A 25368-nucleotide genomic window follows, 5' to 3' on the forward strand; every position below is an offset into this window, starting at 1 on the left:
GATCAAAAAAAAAGCGAAGTTTATCTTCGCTTTTTTAATTTTAGCATATTACAATAATTAATGGTCCAACCGCGATCGGCTATGTGTTTACTATAGATCCTCCATTTGGGTGCAGGGTCTGGCCTGTGATGAAGGCACTTTCATCTGTAGCCAGGAATACATAACTTCCTGCAATCTCGAACGGTTGGGCTGGCCTTCCCATTGCCACGTCCTCGCCAAATTTGCCTACTTTTTCGGCATCGAATGATGCTGGGATCAGGGGCGTCCACACCGGTCCGGGTGCAACGGCGTTAACACGGATACCCTTATCAACGATAGACTGGGAAAAACTCCTGGTGAATGCAACAATAGCACCTTTGGTAGAAGCATAATCCATCAGCGTTTCGTTCCCTTTGAAGGCAGTAACGGAAGCTGTATTGATGATTGTAGCCCCTTTTTTTAAATGCGGAGTTACAAATTTTGCCATGTAGAAATATCCAAAAATATTTGTACTGAATGTCTTCTGAAGCTGCTCAGCGGTGATGTCTTCGATACTTTTCTGCACGAACTGAACCGCTGCATTGTTAACAAGGATATCTATCCGATTAAATTTCTCTAACGTTTTCTTTACAATCATTTCGCAATTCTTTTCGTCAGAAACATCAGTGGCTATAAGCAGTGCTTCCTTACCGTACTTCCGTACGTCAGCAGCTGTTTGTTCAGCATCACCATGTTCATCGAGATAGGCAATTACCACATCAGCACCTTCCTTTGCATAACTTACAGCCACCGCACGACCTATCCCACTATCACCTCCGGTTATAATGGCTACCTTGCCTTCCAGCCTGCCCAGGCCAGGCTTTCCATTATCGTAGATAGGTTGAGGATCCATCTCACTTTCCACACCAGGCTGCTTATCCTGTTTTTGAGGTGGAATGTCTTTGGGAATTTTCTTTTCTGCTGTTTCCATGGTTATATTTTTATTTGTTTTAAAATGCTTAACCCTGTCTCTGGGTCTCCTGACGGGAGCGGTATGCGTTATCCCAATCTTTCATGGCATCTTCTATGGTGGCTCCCTGGCCGGTAATGGCATTGGATCCCGTACCAGAGATGCACGTATAACTTTCACCATCCCTGTATACATCTGGCATGAAATTCCTAACGGACTCAGGCATGCTGTCACCGGTATAACTCACGAGGATCTTTTCCTTTTCAAGACTAAGTTGTTTCATAAATTGTTTACAGGAGTTACACAATTCATGTGCCCCGGCCAGGCCGGCACTGGGTTACGATAATACTCGCTGGCACAAGCTTTGAGACCAGCTACCCGTTAGTGAGACCAGCTACCAGTTAGTTTATCGCCTTCAGTTCACCTATTAATTTTTCAATAATGATTGCACGGGATACCTTACTCAACAGTTTATGGCAGGATTCAGCCGAACCATATGAAAGCGTGAAAACCGCATCTGTCAGCGAGATTTATGATGTAATAATCGTTGGAGGCGGGATTACCGGGTTAACGACTGCCCTGTTATTGCAACAGGCGGGAAAAAATTGTCTCCTCATTGAAGCGGAAAATTTATGTTATGGAACCACCGGTGGAACCACGGCTCATTTAAATACCTTATTAGATACTCCATACACCACCATCACAAAAAACTTCAGCAAGGACGCTGCGAAGTTGGTGGCACAGGCAACAGCGGAGGCGATTGATCTGGTCAGAAAAAACATCGCTGACCATGGAATTGATTGTGAATTTGAAGATGCAGCTGCCTACCTGTACGCGGAAAACGAGGAGCAGGATAAGGAACTTAAGGATATAGTCGAAGCATCCGTGGAAGCCGGGCTCACTATCAGGTATACGGACACGATTCCAATACCTGCTTCATTTAGCTCGGCCATAAGAGTTGAAGGCCAGGCAAAATTTCATCCCCTGAAATACTCACTTGCACTTGCGGCTGCATTTGAAAATGGAGGCGGATGTATCGTTCAACATTGCCGGGTGGTAGGAGTTAATGAGAATGAAAACTTAGAAGTAGAAACATCCATAGTCACTTTTAAGGCGCACCGCCTGATCTATGCAACACATATTCCTATCGGTATAAATCTGCTTCATCTGCGCTGTGCACCATACAGAAGCTATGCAATGGCGGGTAAACTCTCGCATGAGCATTATCCCGATGATCTCATCTATGATATGTATGACCCGTACTTTTATTATCGCACCCAGGTTATCAATGGTGAGAAGTTCCTGATAGTGGGCGGTAAGGATCACAAAACCGGTCATGAAGAAAACACGTTTCGTAATTACCTTCAACTTGAAGCAAAGATAAAAACGCTGTTTCCGGACTTCCTCCTGACGCATCAATGGTCATCCCAATATTTCGAACCAACAGATGGGTTACCATATATTGGTCATCTTCCGCAGCACAGCGACAGAGTGCTTGTGGCGACCGGTTTTGGAGGAAATGGCATGGTTTACAGCCATGTAGCGGCACGCGTTTTAACTGATATGCTTACCGACAGAAAAAATGATTACAATGATTTGTTCAAACCCGGGCGTTTAAAGCCGGTAGCTGGTTTCACAAACTTTATCAGGCACAATGCCGATGTTAGCAAAGAGTTTCTTGGTAAACTCTTTCATGCTGAAAAACTGGAAGAGTTAAGCGGACTTGCCTACGGGGAAGGAAAACTGGTTTCATACGAGGGTAAAAAACTTGGCATCTATAAATCTGAAACTGGGGAACTGTTTGCAGTTAATCCAATCTGCACACATATGAAATGTGATGTGAAATGGAACACCGCTGAAAAATCCTGGGACTGTCCCTGCCACGGCGGAAGATTTGACTGCAGGGGAAGAGTATTGACCGGACCTCCAGCGGCAGACCTGGAACAAGTGAATCTTCAACAGGTCCTGCAGAAGAAATAAAATCCCGTTCCTGGTAAGCCATGTGGCTTATCAGGAACGTTGATAAACCTTTCCGAAATCTTCCACGAATTTTTCCTGGTAAGTATTCACATTATGGAGGGTTACCATCTGGAAGCCACTGTCAAGATATTGTTGCGCATGCTCCAATATGCCCCTGATATCTGTGTAAATGGGTACTTTTTCAGCTACCTCTTCACGTGTAACCTTCGCAGTCGCATCGTCAAATTGCTCAGGTGTTGACAAATCTCCCAGCTTCTGAGTACCCACCAGGTTTGATCTCCACTGTTCATACGCACTATCAATTGCCGCCTCTTTATCCGGGTGATAAGAAAATGAAAACTGAAGGTGCACCGGTTTACCAACCCCTCCTCCCTTTTCAAATTTTTCCCTCTTTGTTTTCACCTCCGCTAACTCACCTGCAGTAGTTAACAGACCATCTGCCCATCCACCTGCCCACGAAGCAGTTTGTTCGGAAATGGCCGCGCAGAATATCATGGGCTTCATTTCAGGTAAGGAATAAAGTTTTGCATTCTTCACATTGATATGACCATGATAAGTGACCCGCTCGCCCTGGAGCAGTTTACGAATAACATCTGCTGACTCTCTGAGGCGCTCGTTCCGGATTTGTTTTGCAGGCCATGGTGTGCCGGTGATCATTTCGTTTAATGCCTCCCCGCTTCCCAATTCAACAGAATACCTGCCTGGAAACATCTCAGCAAGCGTTGCCATTGCCTGCGCAACGATGGCCGGGTGATAACGCTGACCCGGAGCACAAACCATACTTACCGGTAAGCTGGTTGCCTGCAGCGCTGCAGCAACCCAGCTGAATGCAAACCCACTCTGTCCCTGTCTTGTGCTCCATGGATGGAAGTGATCAGATGAGTGTATTGCGTCAAAGCCAGCTGCCTCTGCAGCCTGGGCAAGTTTCAATAAACGGGATGGAGCAAACTGCTCGTGCGAAGCGTGATATGCAATCATGCTATTTCATTTACAATTATTGTTCCTTCTCACTTACAATTCCTGTTCCCGTTATTGAGCTGATGGCATAAAACTGGTACTCAAGGTTGTTGCAATAACTTAATCAACTTTCCATCAATATGACCAACGCATCAAAGGATTCAAACTCATTCTGGAAAAAGAACAGCCTGAGTATTGTGGTCCTGTCATTGATGGTCATTTTTCTTTGTGCCCAGGCATATACCGGGTGGAAAGAATATAACAATGAAAGAAAAGAAAACGGGTATCAGGAAATTCAATTCACCGCTTATCTTAAAACCGGCCATTTTGTGCAGGCAACTTTCGAGAATTGGGAAAGTGAATTTTTACAGATGGCGCTTTATGTGTTGTTTACTGTATCACTTCGTCAGCAGGGTTCATCAGAATCAAAAAAGCTGGACGAACGTGAAGAGGTGGACCGCGAACCTGTCCCCCACGAAAATGCACCATGGCCCGTAAAAAGGGGCGGAGCGTGGTTAAAGCTGTATCAGAATTCCCTGAGTCTTGCCTTTATTCTGTTATTCCTGGTATCATTCATTTTTCACTTTTATGGAAGCCTGGAAGATTACAATGAACAACAGTTACAGAAAGGCCTGCCGCAGGAACGCTGGACTCAGTTCATCTCTAATTCTAAATTTTGGTTTGAGTCTTTCCAAAACTGGCAAAGTGAATTCCTCGCTGTCGCATCAATTGTACTGCTGTCAATCTGGTTAAGACAAAAAGGCTCACCTGAATCTAAACCCGTAGATGCACCATATTCGGAAACAGGTAAATAAACTTCAAAAATTAATAACTATGATAAAGACTGAACAAAAAGAAACCGTGCAACAACGTGATTATTTTGAGGTAGCTCCGGGAGTTTGGGGAATGAAAGATATTTTTGTCAATTTCTATATGGTACAGGACAAGTCATCGGGCGACTGGGTTCTGATAGATGCAGGACTAAAATCCTCGCGGTCAAAAATCCTCCAGATGGCTACAGAGCTTTTCGGTGATCGTAAGCCAAAAGCGATCATCCTCACTCATGGTCATTTCGATCATACCGGATCTGTAGAAAGCCTTGCCCGTGAATGGAAAACACAGGTGTACGCTCATTATCTTGAGTTCCCATACCTTTCAGGGATCAGTGCTTATCCCCCGCCCGACCCCAGTGTTGGTGGTGGATTAATGTCAGCGATGTCGAAATTTTACCGCAGTGAACCTATTGACATCAGCACTTTCCTTACCGCTTTACCCGAGAATGACGAAGTTCCCTTTCTACAGGAATGGAAATACATACACACTCCCGGCCATTCACCAGGTCATATTAGCTTGTTCAGACAGGACGACAAGGTACTTATAGCCGGTGACGCATTTGTAACCACAAAGCCCGAATCACTGATCTCTACGATTACGCAGAAAATAAGGGTTTCAGGTCCTCCGATGTACTTTACCTGCGATTGGGAATCGGCTGAAGAGTCCCTTAGGAAACTAGTTGCATTAGAACCGCGGATCGCAGCTACAGGACACGGAAAACCCCTTGGTGGTAACGAGATGACCGACCAACTGAAAAACCTTGCCAAAAATTTCAAAACTCAGGCATTACCTGAACAAGGCAGATATGTAAATGAGCCAGCTATAACGGATGCATCTGGGGTATTGTACCTGCCACAAAAATCAGCAGTCTCCTATAAAAACTGGATGATTGCCGGCGGGATAATTCTTACAGGTCTGCTGTCATTCAGCATTGCGAGGTATGCGAGGAGTCGCCGGAATTATTAAAGACATATCAGGATTAGTAATGCAAGACAATCATAAGTAACCTAAGGCAGGTGCTGGCACAGGCCGCCGGGACATTCCGGCAGCGATGGTCGGCACCTGCCTTGTATTTAAGCACAGTTGCTGAAGGTAAAATGAGGAACGTTGAAATGAATTTCAATGTAATGCTTTGTCCCATTGCCTAAGATAAACTCTCAAGGTTTGCAAGCACTTTCTCGAGTACAATACCCTTACCGAGCACCGGCTTGAAAATGTCGCCTTTATCTTTGATCCGGTCTATGGCGTTGTAAATAGTGAAATCCGAAATGGATAATCCGTTTTGTAATTCATCCCAGGTCACAGGCATGGACACAGTAGCGCCCGGTTTGGGCCTGATCGAGTAAGGAGCCGCTATAGTCTGGATGGAACGGTTCTGTAGGAAATCAAGATAGATCTTACCCTTTCGTTTCGGCGGGCTTCTTTCAAGGCTGGTAAAGTCCGGTATCTCACGGTGCACCAATGTCACCACAAGTTCAGCAAGCATTTTTGATTGCTCATAATCATATTTAGCGCCGAGGGGTATATAGATATGAATGCCGGTTGAGCCTGAAGTTTTTGGATAAGAAGGTACCTTAATGCTGTCAAGCACTCCTTTAACGGTTATTGCCGCCTCTATCACCTGTTCGAATCTATTGGTGTCGGGATCAAGATCTATAATACAGAAATCCGGGTTATCAGGATTGGTTACCCGGCTGTGCCAGGGATTTATTTCGATGCAACCGAGGTTGGCCAGGTACAAAAGGCTTGCTTCATCAGAACAAACAAAAAATTTCTTCTGGCCTTCTTTCGAAGTGTTTTTATAATCGTGCGTTTTGATCCAGGAAGGAAATTTTCCGGCGATGTTTTTCTGGTAAAAACTCTCTCCCTCTATCCCATTAGGGTGACGATTCAACGACTGTGGCCTGTCTTTGAGATAAGGCATCATATAGGTAGCCACTGACTTGTAATAATTCAGGACATCACGCTTAGTGATTTTTTCTTTCGGCCAGTAGATCTTGTCGAGATTGGTGAATTTTAGTTCCTTACCATTCACTTTTTTCACTGTATTTTTTTCGCCAGTTTCAAGAAATGTTTTGGTCCTGGCCTGCCCACCCCTGGTGGCGTAAGAACTCTGCCCATACACTTTGTCGGGATCTTTCTCCATAGCCGCTATAGTCTTCCCCGAGATCACCGACTTATCTTTCACTAATATATCGTTTGTTCCCGCATACTTATCCTGCACCTTCATCAGTAACCAGCTGTTTTCACCCTGGTAAGATGATTTGACAAGCGCAAAATCCCCTTTAAGTTTTTTTCCCTTTAATCTGACCACAACCTTGCCCTTATGGAGCTGGGACAACAGATTTTTTTCCCTTTCCTTTTTTGATTGGAATTTGCCTTCTGCGGGTAGATAGGTTCCCTGGTCCCAGACAATCACCGTTCCACCCCCATACTGGCCTTTTGGTATTATTCCCTCAAAGTTCCGATAGTCGAACGGATGGTCCTCAACCATCATGGCAAGCCGTTTAACAGAGGGATCGTTGGATGGACCCTTTGGTACAGCCCAACTTTTTAACACGCCCTCCATCTCCAGGCGGAAGTCATAATGAAGATGAGAGGCGTCGTGTTTTTGAATTACAAAGATCAGGTCTTCATTACCTGGTTTGCCACCCGTTGGCTCGGGCGTTTTGTTGAAGCTCCTTTTAGTGCGATAGGTTGCTAGGCCCATGGAACGTTTTTTATTATCGGTTAATTTCCCAAAGAAATCTGGCCCTGGGAAAGATCACCTGAGCTATAGCCCTTCTTGAACCATTCCATCCGTTGTGCAGCAGTACCATGTGTAAACAAGTCAGGCCGAACAGAACCCTGTGTTTTTTCCTGGATCTTGTCATCCCCGACAGCTGCTGCAGCGCTTAGTGCTTCCTCAATGTCGCCCGGCTCAAGTACCTGCTTCATTTTGTCATTATAATGCGCCCAGATTCCGGCGTAAAAATCTGCCTGTAACTCTATCTGGATACTCACTTTATTGTATTCCGAGCTGCTAAGTTGTTGTCTCAGCCTTGCAGACTGTTCCGTAACACCGAGCAGATTTTGAACATGGTGGCCTACTTCGTGTGCAAGCACATATGCAATTGGAAAATCGCCCTCCTTGGCACCAAACCTGCCCTGCAATTCCTGCACAAATGAGAGGTCTATATAAATTTTTCCATCTGCCGGGCAATAGAAAGGTCCCATACCGGCATCTGCAGGTCCACATCCAGACTGATCCCGGCCCGAAAACAGCACAAGTCCGGGCTTAGCGTATCTTTTACCATTAGCAGCAAACAATGAATCCCAGACATCTTCCGTGTCTGCAAGCGTCACACCGAGATACTTCGCAAGCTGATCCTCTTCGCCAGCCTGTGCCGGAGATTGCTCCTGCGGAGCGGAGTTTTCAGGGGGTAAAACCTGGCTGGGGTCACCTCCAAGAAGATAAACTATCGCCGCAAGTACCAGCGCACCGATGCCGCCACCGGCTGCGATCCGGCCACCACCTCCGCCACGCCTGTCTTCAACGTTTCCGCTTTCGCGTCTGCCTATCCATTTCATAATAAAAAGATTAAATTTTCAATGTTGGTTAATAAAGTTGTATCCGGCAACCCGGGTTAAAGATAAAAGTTGCACAGATAATTTACATGGCAAATATTATGCGAGCCAATCGGACCGGAACATTTTATGTTTCCACCAGTACGTTTGAACGATGTTTTTCACCGGCAATGATCAGTTATCCTACACAAAACAGGCCGCATACGGAACTTTGAAAAGGTGATTACCAGGCAGGGAAAACAATAAGTGATTTATTATGATGACCCAGGTGTTATAAAGCAATCCAGGCATACAACACACTAACGGAGTGGGATAAGCGCTGGACGGAAATGGAACGAAGTGAAGGTTATAGGACCCATGAACATTATTGTGCCGGGCATCTTAACGAAGGAGGGATCGCATATCATAAACCATGGGCAAGCGGTTGTTGCCGGACGTCGCAATCCGCCTCGCTGATCACATTGTTAGGAACAAAAAAAGGATCTGCTTTCAGTAAGGGTTCAATTCGCTGAAGGCGCAGTTGGCCCTGTGACCAGAACAGGTCGGTCGGTGCGGAGCCACTGAATGGCCAGGATCCCTATCACGAAAAGCAGTGACACTTCCAGCATGTGTTGAAGGAAGTTCCCATTTAATATACTTTTTGACTGTCTTTGAAGTTTGTATCCCTCCTGGGTCTGTAATTCCGAAAGGCTCGATAAAGTGTTAATAGCTTCATCAAACGAGCTGTGCATCTTTTGTTGGAGCGAACTACGATCCGATGCAAAGCTCATGTTTGCCTCCGCAGCATTATAAGTCCTCAGATCATCTTTGAAGGTCGACCACAGCTTTGCTTCTGCCTGGGTCAGGTAAGTCTTCTGATAAAGCGTGATGAGTGCCGATATTGAGTCGTTGCAAACCTTTAAATTCTTGTCCGGGATCTTATCACTCACATGATCCATCTGCCAGCGTTGCTTTTTATGAAGCTGGTCATTGAGCCGCATCAGGTAATTGGCGGGCATTAGACGGTCCCGGTACAATGAACTCATCTGATGATCAAGATCATCAAAATGACTTTGGGTCGAATATTCCAGTAAAATGACTGAACATAGTAATGCAAAAAAGAAAAATACATGCCTCCTGCGATCACCCCTACTATTTTGCTTAAACATATGCTTTGAATTAGCCCTATTAATTTAATAAATATTGGCTATATACAAAGTTAAAACGAACGGTTCTCCCGGGCCCGGGGGCTATTTTATCTGCACTATTCTCAGCGCGATCCCGGGCTTTTGAGGCAACTCAACAACACAGGTGCCGGTGAACTGACCATCCACCCTTTTTACGGTCATATTCCAGGTATCTATCAGCTCAATGCTGTAGTTGCGATCGGGCAGTGACAATTCTGCGCTCCTCGGTTGATCAAGATTAAAATAATGCAAAAAGTACTGGTCCTTGAAACCTATTGCTCCATAAGGCATTTCCTTAGGTTTTGTGATGTCTGCAGGCACGAGGCTGCCAGGTGCTTCTTCGAATATGTCACGCATAAACTTAATCCGTGTATGGCTTTTGCCCCTGAGGACGCCACCTTTGGACCACCATAACACATCGTTTGATTCGGAAGAAGGCCGGAGCGGTTTCTCAGTGGTATAGGTTTCTCCATGACCGACATATCCGCAGCGGGTAAATCCGCGCCAGAATTTGTTCAACATTTCTTCAGCTCTAATGTTCCCCCAGGGAATCCTGATGTTGCCTTCATACCGGCACTCATCATAGACTACCGGTTTATTATATTTAGCCCTGATAGCGCCTCCAAGATGAGTATCCTCATTCTGAATACTTACATGACTGATGGAAGCACGTGAATGATCATAGAGTCTTGTAGCCTGGTGAATGCTGAGCAGATGGCGATAAGGATCATTTGAAGAGACTCCTGAAATGATCCTGTCCCAGTCTGCAGATGATTTACCTTCCATCAGGTCGTATTCATTGGCAATACTCCACCAGACATTTTTATAGGCAGACAAACGGGCCACCAGGTATCTTATATACCGGTCGTCGTTTGCCGCACCCATTTTCTGATAGCCCCATTTATCATATGAATGGAATAAGATCATGTCGGCCTGTATTCCCATGCTGTCGAGTTCGGCCACTCTTTTCTCGATGTTCCTGAAGAACGCGGGATTGAACCTGGTATAGTCCCACGCCTGCTCCGGCTGGCCCTCAAACGGATAGAGTGATGGTGAAGTGCGGTTATATTCGTACCATTTTGGAAACACGCACATTCGAAGCTTATTAAAAAATCCTCCCGACAGGGTTTTTAGTGTGAGGCGGGCAAGACTATCACCCTGGTGCAGCCAGGCATAGCAGGTAGTTCCGCAAGGAAGGTATCTCGTCCCATCAGCATAGGCAAAATTTACGCATCATTCACCTTCACAGGGCCATGATTATTTTTCACTGGTTTTGTACAGATGAAACTACCCGTTGTTCCATTTAATGCTTCGGTGGGACTGTAAGTCGTGTACTTCCATTCTCCTTCTTCTGTTGGCATGAACCGGACAACATAATTTCCGTCGCCGTCATAAAAACCATCAGCAGATTTTTTTTTCTCACCATGGCTGAACGCAGCATAAAACGGTATGTCAGCAAAGGAGTACCTGAAGCTGGCCCCTCAGCTTAATTTCAAATATTCTCCACTTTTCCACGTTGGCAATCTTCTGCGCATTTATCGCTAATGGAAATAATGCCAGTAAGAATAGCATAAACAGCGGCCAGGTTGGTATCCTCAGTATCATAAGAAGATAGTGATTAAAGCAACAAGTTAAACTGATCCAATGGTTATTCCAACTTGCTGCTTACTGACCGGCACGGCTTTGTTCGTCCTGCGCTCCACTTGTGCGACGACGTTGTTGAACTGCCTGCCCCTTGCTGAACCGGTAACTGAATGATAACCCCACTCTTCGGTTATCCCACCTGTTTGTGACGATCATATTGATGTTCGAATGATTGATTGAAACATCAGTTTTTTGCAAACGGAAAGGATCCACTACGCTGAGTTTTATCGTCCCTTTAGATTTAAGGATCTGTTTACTGAACCCAAATGAGATCACATACATTGGATCGATCACAAACATACTGGTTGCAAGTGTTTTGCTCTGATAAAACCCACTCATCTCTGCGCCCCAGGTTTTTGCGAATTTAAATTGCTGGTTGAAATTCAGCATGTAATTGGTGATATCTGTACTTAACATCGCCCCGTTCACCATTCCTTTATAGCTGGTGTTGGAAACGTTGCCATATAAACTTGTTGTCCACCAGCTGGTAAGTTGTGCATTATAGCTGACTGCAATTCCAACGTTGCGCCTCGTGGCTATATTTTGTTTCGTCTGGTAGGTCACTTTGGTTTCATCATTCTGTACCAGGATGTCGTTGATAATATCAGTCGTATAGGAATAGTTAGCAGTCGTACTCAGTTTACCTTTGAAGATGTGCGAGAGCTCTATATTATTAGTGAACTGGGGAGTGAGATAAGGATTTCCCTGGTTGTAGGTATAAAGATCCAGGAATTGCTGGAAGGGATTCAGATCCTGGTAATTGGGTCGTTCAACCCGCCGGCCGTAGTTAAGTCCAAACTGGTTTTTGTCATTCATCGCATAACTGATATAGGCCGTTGGAAAAAGCTGGAAATAATCCCGGGAGATACTTTTTCCGATTAACACCTGGCTCCCTTTAGAATGAGTATGTTCACCACGCAGGCCCGCCTGGAAACCCCATTTTTTTACCTGCCTGCTGAAGTTCAGATATGCTGCAGTAATCTGTTCATCATACTGGAAGTGATCCTTACGAACATCATCAACCCACTTTCCTGACGCCTCATCATATGTTTCATAAGGTGCATTATTATCCGTGCTCACATAACTCATCTTTGCACCTGCCTCAAGTTTTGTTTCATTGTTCAATGGATGCACATAGTCAATCTTTCCACTGAAAATATTGATCTCCGAAGGCAACACTGCTCTCAGCAGGTAAGGGTTCCCCGGGTTGTAAGGATACAGCACTTCGTTGTCAGTTGACTGTTCAAGGGCCGAATTGTACCTGATAAAATCAATGTCGGCAGTTATCTCACGGCCATTGCCGTTCAGGGTTCTTTTGAAATTCGCATTAGCGGTCACATTTTTCCATGGATTCCTGGTTTCGTTTACAGCATGAATGCTTGAGTCAGTGAGATTTGAATTTTCATAAAAGAAATCACCAATGCTTATGTTAGAATACTTCCTGAGGCTATAACTGCCTCCAACAAGTATCCCGATCGTCGTTTTTGCGTCAACGTTATAGTCTATACCTACCCTTCCATTAACGGTACTGCTCTTATTTTTGGAGTTGCCGACCTGGTCGAATACATAAGTATCCTGTCCCTGTGTAAATTTGCGGGTCAGCGTTTGCTGCTGATCACCTTCCCAATAAGTATAACCACCACTTGTGAAGACGTTTATTTTACCCTTACGATAATTGAAATTGAAACTGTTTGGCGACTTGGGGTAGTTGCCCTGGACATAACCAACATTTATGCTTCCATTAAAACCCATAGTTTTTGCCTTCTTCGTTTTAAGGTTCAGTATACCTGCATTGCCGGCAGCATCGAATTTGGCAGATGGTTGCGTTATAATTTCAAGCTGATCAAGCTGGCTTGCGGGCATGCTTCTCAGCATGTTGGCAAGGTCCTGGCCACTCAGGTAAGTCTGTTTCCCATCCATCAGGACGATGACTCCCTGTTTACCCTTCAGACTGATATTGCCATCCTTATCTACCGAGATACCAGGCGACTTTTCCAGGAGTTCGAGGGCAGTAGCAGCAGCATTGGAGGGTGAAGCATCCACATTCACAATCATCTTGTCCAGCCTTGCCTCTACAAGCGGGCGTTTTGCGAGTATCGTTACAGCTCCTAATGCCTGCGGGTTCCGGTTTAAGCGGATCTCCATATTTTCATTTTCTGATGCCACAACATAGAGCGAATCAAAACCAACAGCAGTTACCAAAAGCAGGTAATTCCCTGTTGATATTCCCGGAAACTCGAATGCGCCTTCATTGTTACTGACTGATAATTTGATGAGTGCTGAATCGGACTGCTTAAGCAAAGCTACGGTTGCACCAGGAACAGGAACATTATCTGAATTGATATGTCCTTTATACAGAGACTGGTTCTGGCAAAATACAATCAGGTGAAAACAAATAAACAAAATGGATACGGCCGTTTTTTTCATAGCCGCAAATATTTGCATTCATCGTGAACCCACCATACCAAAAGTGATGAGCTGCGGATTGGCGGGATGGATTGAATCACCTCGTGATCGATACGATTGCCGGAGAATAGGAAAGCCATCCCGAAATTTCGGGATGGCCCGGTGTTTTTCACAGGAAATATCTTTACCAGCTGTTGACAGGCAAGGCTGAAACGGTTTGAAAAAAGGGGGAGTGAGTAAAAATCAAAGGGACGGAAGGGATAATGATGTTAACTAACGCTGATGGTTAGTAGCTGTTGATCCTTTAAGTTAGTGAATAATAATAAAACAAGCAAAATCAAATAATTACGGTCTGCGATTTGAGTATTATTACGAGTCGAAATTTTCGTATAACCACGAAGTATAGAAAAATATTGCTATCCGTAAGCATAAACCTGTTTGCTGGCAGCGGGAGCTTTCGAGGCAAGTGTCTCCGCTGACTGGTACCAGGGACCAAATTACACTGCTTTTTTCTGTCGGCGTTTTTGCGACCTGATACTTTTTCTCAGTTGCAGAACCGAAGTAATGACCACAAACAGCAACATCGGGGCTGTACCCCACACCAGGACCGAGCTCAGCCCAACCTTACGGTTATAATCATAAAACAAGTAACAGGTAACCAGTGAAGCTGCCAGTCCCAGCACGGCAAGCAGGTTCAGGAAAAATTTTGTTTTCATCTGGTGCGGTTTAGTCCCTTAAAGTACAATATTTCGTTTGTCCGTCAAACCGCTCTGGTTTTATGCAGCTAACCTCATTTTTATAAGGTCAGTCGTAAAGACCTTGTAACACACAGGTCAGTGTGTAAAAAGCACCGCGTAACACAGCAGTACAAAAAATCCGGCGAGTATAAAGCCGCCGCGTATATCGATCCACCGGATCCAGTTATGCTGCAGCCGTGCAGCGATAGGTTCTGAGGGGTTAACGAGCTGGCGGATCTCGGAGTTTATCGGAATATTGTACTTTTTTGCAAGAAGGACATCGGCCAGCAGAAGAACGTATGCGAGGACCGCGAAACAAATGGTGAGCAGCGAACCCTGGTAAATTGCAAACCCGGTAAAGATTAATCCAACAACCAGGCAGCTATAATAAATGACAGGCAACCTTGTTTCGAGTATAGGATCTGCGAGCTGGCGGATGTTGATAAAGTGTTGCGCAGGGATTTTTCTGAACACCTGGGTAAAACATAATTTGTAAAAAACAGCCTGCGCGGCCAGCACAAAATACAGAAGAATATAAATGAACAATACGATAGTGATGATTGACATTTTAAGAACTATACTTCCTGAAAATTGCAGTCGCTGTGTGCCCCCCAAAACCAAAGGTATTATTTAACGCGTAGTCCACTTTTTTGCTGATGGATTTGCCGACGAGTATATTGAGGCCTTCCGGTATTTCCGGATCGAGTGTAACGGTATTAATAGTGGCCGGTACCATGTCATGCATAACCGAGCAAATACTGATGATGCTTTCGATGGCTCCGGCGCCACCCAGCAGATGGCCCGTCATTGATTTTGTGGAGCTGATCACCAATGGCAGGTTGCCGAATACTTGATGGATTCCCCTGAGCTCACTGATATCACCCAAGGGTGTAGAAGTTGCGTGTGCGTTGATGTAATCGATTTTTTCAGGCTCGATACCTGCTTCTGCCAGCGCTTTCCTGATACCCAGGGAAGCACCAAGTCCGTCGGGCGGGGTACCTGTGAGGTGATATGCATCTGCAGCCATTCCGCCACCAACCATCTCAGCATGAATTTTTGCGCCCCGTGCAACCGCATGATCATAATCCTCAAGTACCAGCGCCCCGGCACCTTCACCAATTACAAATCCATCGCGGTTAATATCAAAAGGCCGCGATGCGCCCATGGGATCTTCATTGTTTTTGGATAGCGCCTGTGCCGCGTTGAATCCGCCCACAGATGCAGGAGTTATTGCAGCTTCCGATCCCCCGGCGATCATAATGTTTGCCTTACCCAGCCGGATAGTATCAAAAGCAGCGATGATAGCTGTATTGGAAGAAGCACATGCCGAAACTGTACAGTAGTTAGGACCATGAAGTTTGTGCCTTATTGAAATAACACCTGCTGCTATATCTACAATCATTTTTGGAATGAAATATGGATTGAAGCGAGGTGTACCATCACCGAGGTGATAGTCCCGTAGTTGTTGTTCAAAGGTTCCGATGCCTCCGTTACCGGATGCCCATATCACGCCGACCTCTGCCCTTTCCATAAGATCCATAGCGGCAAAATCGATCCCTGAATCCCTGATAGCCTGATCACTTGCTCCTACAGCATACTGCGTAAACAAGTCATATTTCTTAAGTTCCTTTTTATCTATATATTCTTCAGCATTGAAATTTTTCACCTCACATCCAAATCTTGTTTTGAATTTCGACGCATCAAATTTTGTTATCAGTCCGGCACCACTTTCACCCGCCAGGATCCTTTGCCAAAATTCATTCACGGTATTGCCCAGAGGGGTGATACAACCAAGACCCGTTATAACAACTCTTTTCATGATACTAGTTTCATATTATATTGGTGATACTGTTGCCTGCTTTTTCAGGCGCGAAGTTAATACAATCCACTCCCAAAACCATCATGGTTATTTCGGGGAAAATACTTAATCTGATGGCATTAAAATGATTCAAACACTGCCACTGGGCCTGAATTTTGATTTACTGCTGAAACGATTTGTTATGGATCAACAACCTGATAAAAACAGCGTCAAAGGCAACGAAGCTGAAGACCTCAACAAAGTTGCAGCGGAAGAAGCCAGAGAGGATATCAACAACGATCCTGATATGCAACCCGACAGTTCCGAGGCATCTGACCTTGATGAAGGTGAGTTAGCCAGGGTAGATAATGCTAATGACTAAATTTTCAGCGGACTAAATATTTGACAATGGAAGACAACATTTTTGATATCCAATTCCAGTACAACGGTCTGGACTATAAGGGCTGGGTAAACCCATCATCAAAAAAACACAGTGATGGAATGCCTGCATCCTTTCATGTTGTATTAAATGATATCTCGTTCGGTAATATGTCCTTTAACCAGGGAAAGTGGATCGTCAACGAGGACCGGCCGGATGAGTTGACAGCCCTTGTTGGGAAACACATCGAAAAAAATCAAAAACAGGATTAAGGCTTACACCTGATCCTGCTCATAGGTTCATTAACCGGGGAACGTGCTGGGTTTAGTTACACTGTCCGAGTGCATAATAAATGATGATGAAAACTACCACGGTTCCAAGGCAACCGCCACCAAGTTTTTTTGCACCGTAACCTGCAATCAATGCTCTGAATAATTTGTTCATGTAGATTATTTTATGATCTCAAGATACCATAATCATACCATTCAGAAGCCTGGAATTCATGTAGCTTCAATGTAGCTCACGTACTAAGCAAGAGGAAAGGAAACAAAGAAAGTAGCACCCTTTGTTTTGTTATTTTCGAACCAGATTCTCCCATTACTGGATTCGACGATTTGTTTTGAGATACCGAGACCCAGTCCGAATGAGGGTTCACCGGCGGTTCCCCGTCGCTTAGCCTCTCCCGATATATCAAACAGCTTGGCGCTCAGATTTTCCGGTATACCGATACCACGGTCTTTGACAGAAACAACCACCTGGTTGTCGATTACATCAAGCGTAACCTTTATTTCAGTATTTTCGGGACTGAATTTTATCGCATTGCTGATCAGGTTGTTAAATACGCGCCACAACTTATCGCGGTCTCCCTTTACCATGGCAGTACTACCTGTAAGGGATATACGCTGATTTTTTTCTTCCGATTTCAAATGGAGCATTTCAATACAGTAACAAAGGAGTTCACGGAGTTCCATTGATTCACCAAACCGGTCCCTGGCAGAAGTGTTTATGTGAACGAGGTCCTGGATCAGCTCAATCGAATGATTACTGGATTTATGGATCATTTCCAACATCCCACGCTGCGATTCCGGGAAAGCATCTGTTTTAAGCATAATGGCGCTCAGGCCAGCGATTCCTCCAATTGGATTTCTCAGATCATGCGCCACAATTTTCATCATCCGGCTGTTGTCCTCATGGCTTTTCTCCAGGGAGTTAAGGGTATTCTGGAGATGAATATTTTTTCGCTCCACCTCGCGATTAAGCTTCTCCAGGGCCGTGATATGTTTTCCGGACAGGCGATAATTCCGCCAAATGAGGAATCCTATGATCACCGCCAGGCCACCTCCGGCCAGGGCAACGAATAAGTACTTGTTTTTCAAAGCATCTTCCTTCTGAAGGTTATAAAGCTGGTATTGGGTTTTCAGATGTGCAAATTCTTTCCTGATATCGGATGAAGTGAGACCCTCAGCTTTGGCATCCATAGAATCCTTCATCACCACATATCGCGAAAGATGCTGATTGGCCCTGGCGTGGTCCCCGACCTGCTGATAGTAATTCGCCTGGAGATGGTTCCAGCGTTTTAATACCTCGGTGTTTGGGAAGCTGTCAAGTCCGGCCTTAAGCGCTGTTAATACAGCGGCAGCTTCCCGGGTCCTCTTCTGGCTGAGATAAAGTCCTGAAAGTTTGGCCTGGCTATAAGGTACATCTTCAAGGGCATGGGCCGGCAGGCTGTTCAACCGTATACTCTCCTTGAGCAGCGTTTCAGCCTCTGCTATTCGTCCCTTCCTGATAAGGTCGACTGCTTTATTCCCAAAAATTACTCCCCTCGCCTTTTCGATAAAAACGGTATCGATGATCCGGTTATACTCCTTATCGTATGCAAAGGCATGCTGTGCGTTCTTGCGGATGTAATCAAGCGCGAGGTCAAAATAAAAGAGGGCGCTATCGCTTTGATTAAGCCTGGAGTAACATAAACCAATATTGTCAAGGTAAGACTGCTCGGTTGCAAACTGCATGTGGGCAGTGTTGCCATTTCCTTTTTCGTCACAATAAGCCGGGTGGAGAAAAGCCTGTTTGAAATACTCAGCCGCATCAACAAAGTTTGATTGCTGGAAAGCAACCAGTCCCAGCGTTGCACTATAATTCCGGTACAAACAACTATCGCCTGTTTGCTGAATCGCTTCCCTGGCGAGAAAATAAAATCCAAATGCTTCGCCGAATCTGCCAAGCGCCCGAAGATCATCACCCTTATAAGCCAGGGCTGTTGAATACCAGAACTGGTAACCGGGTTCATCTTTCAGCTCATTGAGCACAACAAGCATACTATCAGTGTAAAACAACGTTTTTGTTGCATCACGTTTCACAAACTTATAATACCCCCGCTTGCAGGCATAGTTTTCATACAAGCCCTGGGCTTTATTGGGAATCAATCCATAAAGCGAATCGATGGCCCTGAAATAAGTCACACTATCCCCGATATATGCGTCTATTTTTCTGAAATCAAAATTGATAAATGATGAGGTCCGGGTAATTCCTTTGGATTCTTTAATTATACTATAGAATGTAAAGACACTGCCTGCGATGACCAAAATAACAATCAGCAGCAGTCTTATTGCCCGGGGCGGAGTAATTTGAAGGGAAGTCATTTGGTTCCAGTGGATTTGGAAAGTAACAGGTCTGTAAACGGCAGATCTCTCCAAATATTTTAAGCGAATCCGATTTGACAAATACATCATCCTGTTCTCCGGAGAAAAGTCTTAGACGCCAAAATATGGGTAATTTATGCTACACACTTTGCCTGGTTAATTGATACTTCAATCACATCATAGTGATTTCGCAGGGCAGGAATTATCAACCGCATTATCAATGTTGAGTGGACGTGGCTCTTCTGACCACGGGCAAATTCGATTTTATCCTCGTTTTGCCCGGGAAAAGCGAAAGGAAGGGAGATAGCGCTGATAGATTTTGTTTTTTTCGAAAAGACCTTTTACTTTTGATCCTCCGCCGGAAAATCTCCAACCGGCTGTTCATTACATTCAGGCTCAATAAGTCAGGAACCATTACCTAAGCTGTCGGGTTAGACTAACATCTATTGTGTCTGCTTGTGGAGGAGAGACAGGATGAACTAATGCATAAAAAATTCTTTCTTATTGATGACGACCCCGATGAACTGGATATTTTTTCAGAAGCATTAAGTGAAGTCGATCCAAGCTGTACCTGCATTTGGGCGGATAGTCCGTTCAGGGCACTCGAGATGCTGAAAGCACACACACCTGATATCATCTTCCTGGACATTAATATGCCGCGAATGGACGGATTCGAGTGCCTTCGGGAAATCAGGAAACTGCCTAACCTGACTAATGTACCAGTCATACTTTATTCAAATGGAATTAATGATGAGGCCTGTAAAAAGGCAGTACTCCTGGGCGCGTCGGGTTGTGTGCGGAAAGCTGCCGATATCCCGAAACTCAGTTCCATCATTCGCCGTGTGATGAAAAAGCAGGATAACCAGGTGTTCCTGGAAATCTGAGAAGCAGGCTAAAATCAGGCTCCCTCCCGCATAAGCTCGTAAAGTTGAGCGGGAAATCGCTGATACCCATCCAGGCTGGAGGGCTTCATTACAACATGTTTTGCCCCCAGCTCAAGGCATTTAGTGACAACGCTATCCAACAGAGAACCGGAATATACGATCACTGGTATCCGGGAAAAGTGGGGATGAGAATTCATAAACCGCAACACATCATATCCGTTCTGACCGTCCATGTTCAGATCAGTCAAAACGAGGTCGGGCATATCTGAAATGTGTTCTTCCAGGATGCGGAAAAGTCCGTTGGCGCTCATAGCCATGGCAATCACCTCAAAATAATCAGTGTTATCAAACCCCTCTTTCAAAAAATCCTGTTCGTCCTCATCGTTTTCGGCTATCAGAATCTTAAACTTATTCATGTTACTACCATTTGCGGATCACCCGAGTAACATCAATTCCTATACCTGCTAAGCAAGCGTATTAAAGTGAATCCTTTGGTACCCAGACTGCTACAGTTCCCGCTGGAACTGTGAACTCTGCCCACCCGTTTTCATCAATCGTCTTCTCTTCACCGTTTTCTCTTAACATGTCAACAAACACTTTACCCGCGAAATGCGCGCCGACTTCCATGCTTTTGAAGCCAGCTTCCGAGTTACTCAATAATACTGCACAACCCGAACCTGGCTGTTCATCAGAACCGCTCCTGGTCCAGCCTATGCAGTTGGGATGATCGAAATAATCCCTTTGTTGCCCGTATGCGAATCTTTTTCTGGCCATCATCATCGCTTCGATATGTGGTGATTTCTCCAGGAAGATCTCATGTTCATTTCCGTCACTGCCCTTGTCAACATAGTGAGCACCATAGAGATCGGGAAAGAAAACACAGGGATAGCCGCCTTCACGAAGAAGGATCAGCGCATAAGCCAGTGGTTTGAACCATGTTTCAACGGGAGCCTCGAGCGACTGCAGTGGCTGGGTGTCGTGATTATCGATCACGGTAACGGCCAGTTCGGGACGGGCCTTAACAAGGCTATTATCAAGTATAGTAGTGAGATCGTAAGAGCTTCCGCTTTTTGAAGCTTCAAAGAAACTGTGGTGTAGTGAAGCATCAAACAAGCTCATTCTCTCATTGGTGGCTTCGAGATAACGCAATAACAATGGGAGTTCACCAGGAGCCCAGTATTCTCCCACGGCAAAAAGGTCAGGTTTGATGGCCCTCATATAATCGAGCCACTCATTATAAAAATGTGGTGTGATGTGTTTTACTGCATCGATCCGCACACCATCAAAAGGAATTTGCTCCAGGTACCATTTCCCCCATTTTTTAAGTTCTTCCCGCACGGCCTGGTTCCTGAATTCGATGTCGCTGAACATGAGGTAATCATAATTCCCTTTTTCAGTATCGATTACTTCTTCCCAACCTTCTCCATGTTCATTCAGTATGGTGAATATTGCTGTTTCGCCGAGGTTGTGCGCATAATCCACACCTGTAAAGCAGGTATGGTCCCACACAAAGTTGGAATATTTGCCATTTCTTCCGGGAAAAGTGAATTTGGTATAGGCGTCAATCTCAAAAGGATCACTTGTAAACTTATTGCGGTTTTCCGGATCAACTCTCCTCACCCACACCCGCTCAATCTCATCTGCTCCACCCATGTGATTTAAGACAATGTCTACATACACCTGCAAACCTTTGCTATGAAGCGTATCAACCGCCTCCCGATACTGCTCTTTTGTGCCAAACTTTGTGCGTACAGAACCTTTCTGGTCAAATTCTCCGAGATCGTATATATCATACACATTGTAACCGGAAGACGATGCTCCCTGTTCGCCTTTATACGCCGGCGGAAGCCAGACTGAATTAATTCCAAGATCGGCCAGGCTCTGGGCATTGTCTCGTACATGATTCCATAAACTTCCATCAGCGGGGAAATACCAGTGGAAATACTGGATCATTGTTCCATTTGTCATTTTGGGGAAATGTTGAATTTTGCCAATTCATTACAAATTCAATACCATGACATTAAACGCTTCGGTTAAACGTCTACGTAATTTACTTATTTCAACCAGACTGTCTGCGTAAAAGCGCCATTAACTGCAACATCCCAGGCTTCCAGCCTGACCCATTTACGGCCTCTGAGGTTCATCGTGTGGGTAAAAGCTTTTTCACCAAATGCTTTGGTGTCACTGAGGTTGATTTTCTCCTTAAAGACAGTTTTGCCATCTCCGGATACGATCAGGGCGAATTCAAGCGGAAACGTCCATTTAAGCGTAAAAGCGATCTTATCCTTACCATTGTTATTCAGCACAGCCGTATCTCCTGACCCGGCGCCGCCCACTGTAAATGATGGTATCAGTACTTCACCTGTGGTTGAAAAGAATCGTCCGCGATCGAGCGCGTCGATAACCGGGCTCCAGCCTCCGGTAAAAGTCGGAAGTTGATCCAATTGCAGGTAATTCACATTCATATGTGCATACATCTCATTGAAAGGTTCGATGGTGAAAAGATCCGCTTCGGCGATTATCTTTTTTTTCAATCCCCAATTGTTCATATCATCCATCAGGTCGAGTACCCTTATGCCGAGGCGGTCCACAGAAAGATCAGCCGGGATCGGTTTCCAGGCTGCACCCATAAAATGCTGAGAATTGAAAAACGCTTCTGAGCGGTATTTGTCAGGGTAGCCGGTAGAACCTTTAGTGCGCGGATGGGCCGTCCAGGCAAGACCATTTTCAAGCTCCAGCAGTTTCAACATCTCGTTTTTATTACTAACACGATATATTTTCCCGTAGTCAGGATGCTGTGAAATAAACGGAACATCTTTCGCACGGGACATGATCCAATAGACAGGTTTTGGAAAAAACTGTAGCCAGTGTCCACCCAGGAATTCGTTTGGCTCTTCACCGGGCAGAAGAAGAAAATCTTCATCGGAGTACCTTGTACACATTTTAAACATCTCGTGAAGTTCTTTCAGTCTCAGCTCATCAGGACCCCGCTGATGAGCCACAGTATGAAATTCTCCAAGATGGACAATGTCAACACCCATCGCCTTAAACACTTTGACAAAAGAAGGTGTATCAGGTATCTTTTTCCCGGCCAGCACAACACTCATTACAAATTCATTGTGAAAATGACTGCTCAACTTTTTATAGCCCTGAATTTTAGGGTATGCATCACTGTTAGTGAACTTTTTTACTTCGTTTAATACTTCATTTCCGTTTGCGGCGCTAAGCAGGCAATAAAAATTGAGGCGCTGTTTTGTACCCGGCGGAGCATTAAACCAGGGTACATATCTTTTATCACCGTTCAGATCCTGCCTGATACCAATGCCATATTCATGAATAACATCCCTGTAGTTGGTCCCGGACCAGGTAAAATTCAGGTTGAACGCTTCGTCAAGCGGATAAAAATATTGATGCGGCGCGGGAAAAACCGCGATGCTTCCCGATCCCGTTTCGCCTATGATAGTGCGGTATTTTACTTTGTGTGTGGCTGCAGTATCATCCTTGCCTGTTGCTCTCCTTTCGGGCTGACCATTTACATTACTCCAGGAAAGATGGTCCCATGGATTAACAGTTGATGTTAAACCAGCATCGTATACGATAGCGGTAGAATCTATGCCTGTTGACATCACAGCAGCTATATTAAGTAGTGGTGATCCATTGTAAAGCGTGATCTCCAGGTCACCTGTGAAATGAGCAGCCGAAACAGTGCCTATTTTTATAATTGTCCTGGAGCCGGCAGATCTCACTGAAACTGATTTCTTCTTTAGTTCGACCCTGTGCACGGTATATGGCTTGAGGTTCACTCTGTCAAAAAAGATGTTCCATCCGTTCTGGGAAACCAGGTCACGTTTGCCGATCGTTAATACAAAAGATGGGTCTACATGCCTCACAATGTTGTTTATCTTATTTCCTTTGATAAGCTGCAAAGTGTTGATCAATGGAGATCCTTCCTGCATGTCCAGCACAATATTACCCCGGGTACTGTCAGAGGCGGGCCAGGTCACCTTTACTATTGCATGAGAATACTCCACCTTCGCCTTACCCTTTTTATTGAAAGCTGATAGATCAATACCGGATTGAGCAGCGGTATTGAGGCAGAAACGTAGTAAAAAAAAGGCGGCTAAACAACTTGTTTTCCCTATCGAAAAAGTACAGAACATAAAGGATGTTACATTATAGCATCGCATTTGCTGTTTGCGCAAACCGGCAACAATGCTGTTAAGGGCAATGGTATTATGATTGTCGTATATTATTTCACAGAGAAACGATACACCGAATTTGTCTTATAGGTTTCTCCCGGATTCAATACTGTTGATGGGAAAGATGGCTGATTCGGAGAATCCGGATAATGTTGGGTTTCGAGGCAAAAAGCCGTCCTAAATTCGTCTTTTGCCCCGGTCTTGAAAGTATTTTTTCCAGCCATGAAATTACCACTGTAAAATTGCAGGCCCGGCTCCATGGTATATACGTCCATCACTATCCCGGACTTATCACCGCTGATTGTGGCAGCATGCCTGAGGCCTGATCCGTTGAGCACGAAATTATGGTCGTATCCTTTGCCGTTTTTTAGTTGCTCATTATCCGCATCGATCCTCGAACCAATGCTCGTCGGTTTCAGGAAGTCGAATGGCGTGCCTGTAACTGTTGCTAATTTACCAGTCGGAATTAATGTGGAATCGACCGGTGTGTAGCGATCGGCATGTATCTGCAAAACATGATTGTTTATTGTTCCGCTACCCTCTCCGTTCAGGTTGAAGAAAGCATGATTAGTCAGATTGACTACTGTCTTCTTATCGGTTTCGGCGACATAGTCGATAGCGAGAGCATTGTCGGCAGTAATCGTGTAAGTAACCTTCACCGCGAGATTTCCCGGGAAACCTTCTTCACCATCTTTCGAAATATACCTCAATGTAAGGGTGCTGTCGTTATCCTGTTCTGCGTTCCAGACAACAGCCTGAAAACCTTTTTTACCTCCGTGAAGCGTATTGGGAGGATTGTTAATGAATAGTGAGTACTGTTTGCCATCCAGTGAAAACTTTCCTTTCGCAATCCTGTTTCCGTACCGGCCGATAGTAGCTCCAAAATAAGCTTCTGTCGAATTCACAAAGTCGTCAACACTCTTAAAGCCCGTTACTACATCCACCGTACTGTCGTTTTTGCCCGGAACATATAATGCAACCAGGCGCCCGCCATAATTGGTAATGGCAGCAGTCATACCCTTATTGTTTTTCAAAACATATAGTTTAGTCTGCTTTCCGTCTATCGTTTTGCTGAATGCCGCTGCATCAGGAATGCCTGGCAATGAAACAGCACCGGCAGTGGTTTCTGTGTTGCTGGTCAGGGAATCGGGAGAACCAGCCGGTTTGTCGTCTGCCGGCCCGCCGCATGATGTTATCAAGGCTGTGGTTATAGTGATGGATAGGATTGTGTTTTTGATCATAACTGT

At 45.0% G+C, this 25368-nt stretch carries 23 protein-coding genes and 1 pseudogene; 6 read left to right on the forward strand and 18 right to left on the reverse strand.

The genetic code is table 11. The features are described 5' to 3' along the window. Nucleotides 1-79: 79 nt before the first annotated feature. Together ACX0G7_RS08580 and ACX0G7_RS08585 are read right to left on the reverse strand one after the other, a co-directional pair. Complete coding sequence (locus ACX0G7_RS08580) at nucleotides 80-949, reverse strand: SDR family oxidoreductase (protein ID WP_458923037.1); 870 nt, start codon at nucleotides 947-949, stop codon at nucleotides 80-82. A gap of 28 nt (nucleotides 950-977) precedes the next feature. Then, nucleotides 978-1211 carry a hypothetical protein gene (locus tag ACX0G7_RS08585; protein ID WP_458923038.1) on the reverse strand — a complete coding sequence of 78 codons (234 nt, stop codon included), beginning with the start codon at nucleotides 1209-1211 and terminating at the stop codon, nucleotides 978-980. Between the two features lie 158 nt (nucleotides 1212-1369). Between ACX0G7_RS08585 and ACX0G7_RS08590 the strand changes: the two genes are divergently transcribed. After that, nucleotides 1370-2908: an FAD-dependent oxidoreductase gene (locus tag ACX0G7_RS08590; RefSeq protein WP_458923039.1), complete on the forward strand. Its 1539-nt coding sequence runs from the start codon at nucleotides 1370-1372 to the stop codon at nucleotides 2906-2908. 30 nt (nucleotides 2909-2938) lie between these two features. On the opposite strand, the gene ACX0G7_RS08595 is transcribed toward ACX0G7_RS08590, so the two are convergent. Beyond that, on the reverse strand, nucleotides 2939-3886 hold the full coding sequence (locus ACX0G7_RS08595) for a TIGR03885 family FMN-dependent LLM class oxidoreductase (RefSeq protein ID WP_458923040.1): 948 nt from the start codon (nucleotides 3884-3886) through the stop codon (nucleotides 2939-2941). 119 nt (nucleotides 3887-4005) lie between these two features. On the opposite strand from ACX0G7_RS08595, the gene ACX0G7_RS08600 reads away from it, so the two are divergent. Together ACX0G7_RS08600 and ACX0G7_RS08605 are read left to right on the forward strand one after the other, a co-directional pair. Then, nucleotides 4006-4680, forward strand: a complete 675-nt coding sequence (locus tag ACX0G7_RS08600) for a DUF6766 family protein (protein WP_458923041.1) — start codon at nucleotides 4006-4008, stop codon at nucleotides 4678-4680. A gap of 19 nt (nucleotides 4681-4699) precedes the next feature. After that, a complete protein-coding gene (locus ACX0G7_RS08605) occupies nucleotides 4700-5665 on the forward strand; it encodes an MBL fold metallo-hydrolase (RefSeq protein ID WP_458923042.1) in 966 nt (321 codons plus the stop codon). Nucleotides 5666-5843: 178 nt separating this feature from the next. Here ACX0G7_RS08605 and ligD read toward each other — a convergent pair whose 3' ends face one another. From ligD to fabF, 10 genes and pseudogenes are all read right to left on the reverse strand, one after another. After that, nucleotides 5844-7409: a non-homologous end-joining DNA ligase gene (gene ligD, locus ACX0G7_RS08610; protein WP_458923043.1), complete on the reverse strand. Its 1566-nt coding sequence runs from the start codon at nucleotides 7407-7409 to the stop codon at nucleotides 5844-5846. Nucleotides 7410-7429: 20 nt separating this feature from the next. Beyond that, entirely contained in the window at nucleotides 7430-8269 is an 840-nt protein-coding gene (ypfJ, locus tag ACX0G7_RS08615) for a KPN_02809 family neutral zinc metallopeptidase (RefSeq protein ID WP_458923044.1), read from the reverse strand. Nucleotides 8270-8766: 497 nt separating this feature from the next. Continuing rightward, entirely contained in the window at nucleotides 8767-9414 is a 648-nt protein-coding gene (locus ACX0G7_RS08620) for an MCP four helix bundle domain-containing protein (RefSeq protein ID WP_458923045.1), read from the reverse strand. Between the two features lie 81 nt (nucleotides 9415-9495). Continuing rightward, nucleotides 9496-9789 (reverse strand): DUF5605 domain-containing protein, encoded by a 294-nt coding sequence (locus ACX0G7_RS08625; protein ID WP_458923116.1) that lies wholly within the window; start codon nucleotides 9787-9789, stop codon nucleotides 9496-9498. After that, nucleotides 9784-10644: pseudogene (locus ACX0G7_RS08630) on the reverse strand (apiosidase-like domain-containing protein); the annotation flags it as partial. The pseudogene ACX0G7_RS08630 and the gene ACX0G7_RS08625, both read right to left, overlap by 6 nt. A 14-nt stretch (nucleotides 10645-10658) precedes the next feature. Beyond that, complete coding sequence (locus ACX0G7_RS08635) at nucleotides 10659-10883, reverse strand: DUF5060 domain-containing protein (protein ID WP_458923117.1); 225 nt, start codon at nucleotides 10881-10883, stop codon at nucleotides 10659-10661. A gap of 214 nt (nucleotides 10884-11097) precedes the next feature. After that, the gene (locus ACX0G7_RS08640) at nucleotides 11098-13503 is read right to left on the reverse strand and encodes an outer membrane beta-barrel protein (protein WP_458923046.1); all 2406 of its coding nucleotides are present in this window, start codon (nucleotides 13501-13503) and stop codon (nucleotides 11098-11100) included. 476 nt (nucleotides 13504-13979) lie between these two features. Continuing rightward, nucleotides 13980-14198, reverse strand: a complete 219-nt coding sequence (locus tag ACX0G7_RS08645; protein WP_458923047.1) for a hypothetical protein — start codon at nucleotides 14196-14198, stop codon at nucleotides 13980-13982. A gap of 117 nt (nucleotides 14199-14315) precedes the next feature. Beyond that, nucleotides 14316-14786: a hypothetical protein gene (locus ACX0G7_RS08650; RefSeq protein ID WP_458923048.1), complete on the reverse strand. Its 471-nt coding sequence runs from the start codon at nucleotides 14784-14786 to the stop codon at nucleotides 14316-14318. 1 nt (nucleotide 14787) lies between these two features. Continuing rightward, on the reverse strand, nucleotides 14788-16038 hold the full coding sequence (fabF, locus tag ACX0G7_RS08655) for a beta-ketoacyl-ACP synthase II (protein WP_458923049.1): 1251 nt from the start codon (nucleotides 16036-16038) through the stop codon (nucleotides 14788-14790). A gap of 124 nt (nucleotides 16039-16162) precedes the next feature. Between fabF and ACX0G7_RS08660 the strand changes: the two genes are divergently transcribed. Further along, a complete protein-coding gene (locus tag ACX0G7_RS08660) occupies nucleotides 16163-16399 on the forward strand; it encodes a hypothetical protein (RefSeq protein WP_458923050.1) in 237 nt (78 codons plus the stop codon). Between the two features lie 26 nt (nucleotides 16400-16425). Continuing rightward, nucleotides 16426-16668 carry a hypothetical protein gene (locus ACX0G7_RS08665; protein ID WP_458923051.1) on the forward strand — a complete coding sequence of 81 codons (243 nt, stop codon included), beginning with the start codon at nucleotides 16426-16428 and terminating at the stop codon, nucleotides 16666-16668. 255 nt (nucleotides 16669-16923) lie between these two features. Here the strand turns inward: ACX0G7_RS08665 and ACX0G7_RS08670 are convergent, their stop codons facing one another. Continuing rightward, nucleotides 16924-19038, reverse strand: a complete 2115-nt coding sequence (locus ACX0G7_RS08670; RefSeq protein ID WP_458923052.1) for an ATP-binding protein — start codon at nucleotides 19036-19038, stop codon at nucleotides 16924-16926. A 482-nt stretch (nucleotides 19039-19520) separates the two neighbouring features. On the opposite strand from ACX0G7_RS08670, the gene ACX0G7_RS08675 reads away from it, so the two are divergent. Next, nucleotides 19521-19922, forward strand: coding sequence for a response regulator (locus ACX0G7_RS08675; protein ID WP_458923053.1), 402 nt, complete (start codon nucleotides 19521-19523; stop codon nucleotides 19920-19922). A gap of 14 nt (nucleotides 19923-19936) precedes the next feature. On the opposite strand, the gene ACX0G7_RS08680 is transcribed toward ACX0G7_RS08675, so the two are convergent. From ACX0G7_RS08680 to ACX0G7_RS08695, 4 genes are all read right to left on the reverse strand, one after another. Beyond that, nucleotides 19937-20338, reverse strand: coding sequence for a response regulator (locus ACX0G7_RS08680; RefSeq protein WP_458923054.1), 402 nt, complete (start codon nucleotides 20336-20338; stop codon nucleotides 19937-19939). A 61-nt stretch (nucleotides 20339-20399) separates the two neighbouring features. Then, a complete protein-coding gene (locus ACX0G7_RS08685) occupies nucleotides 20400-21890 on the reverse strand; it encodes an alpha-amylase (protein ID WP_458923055.1) in 1491 nt (496 codons plus the stop codon). An 86-nt stretch (nucleotides 21891-21976) separates the two neighbouring features. Continuing rightward, nucleotides 21977-24082 (reverse strand): hypothetical protein, encoded by a 2106-nt coding sequence (locus ACX0G7_RS08690; protein ID WP_458923056.1) that lies wholly within the window; start codon nucleotides 24080-24082, stop codon nucleotides 21977-21979. An 89-nt stretch (nucleotides 24083-24171) separates the two neighbouring features. Continuing rightward, entirely contained in the window at nucleotides 24172-25362 is a 1191-nt protein-coding gene (locus tag ACX0G7_RS08695) for an aldose epimerase family protein (RefSeq protein WP_458923057.1), read from the reverse strand. Between the last annotated feature and the right edge of the window lie 6 nt (nucleotides 25363-25368).

This window comes from Flavitalea antarctica (assembly GCF_054461535.1).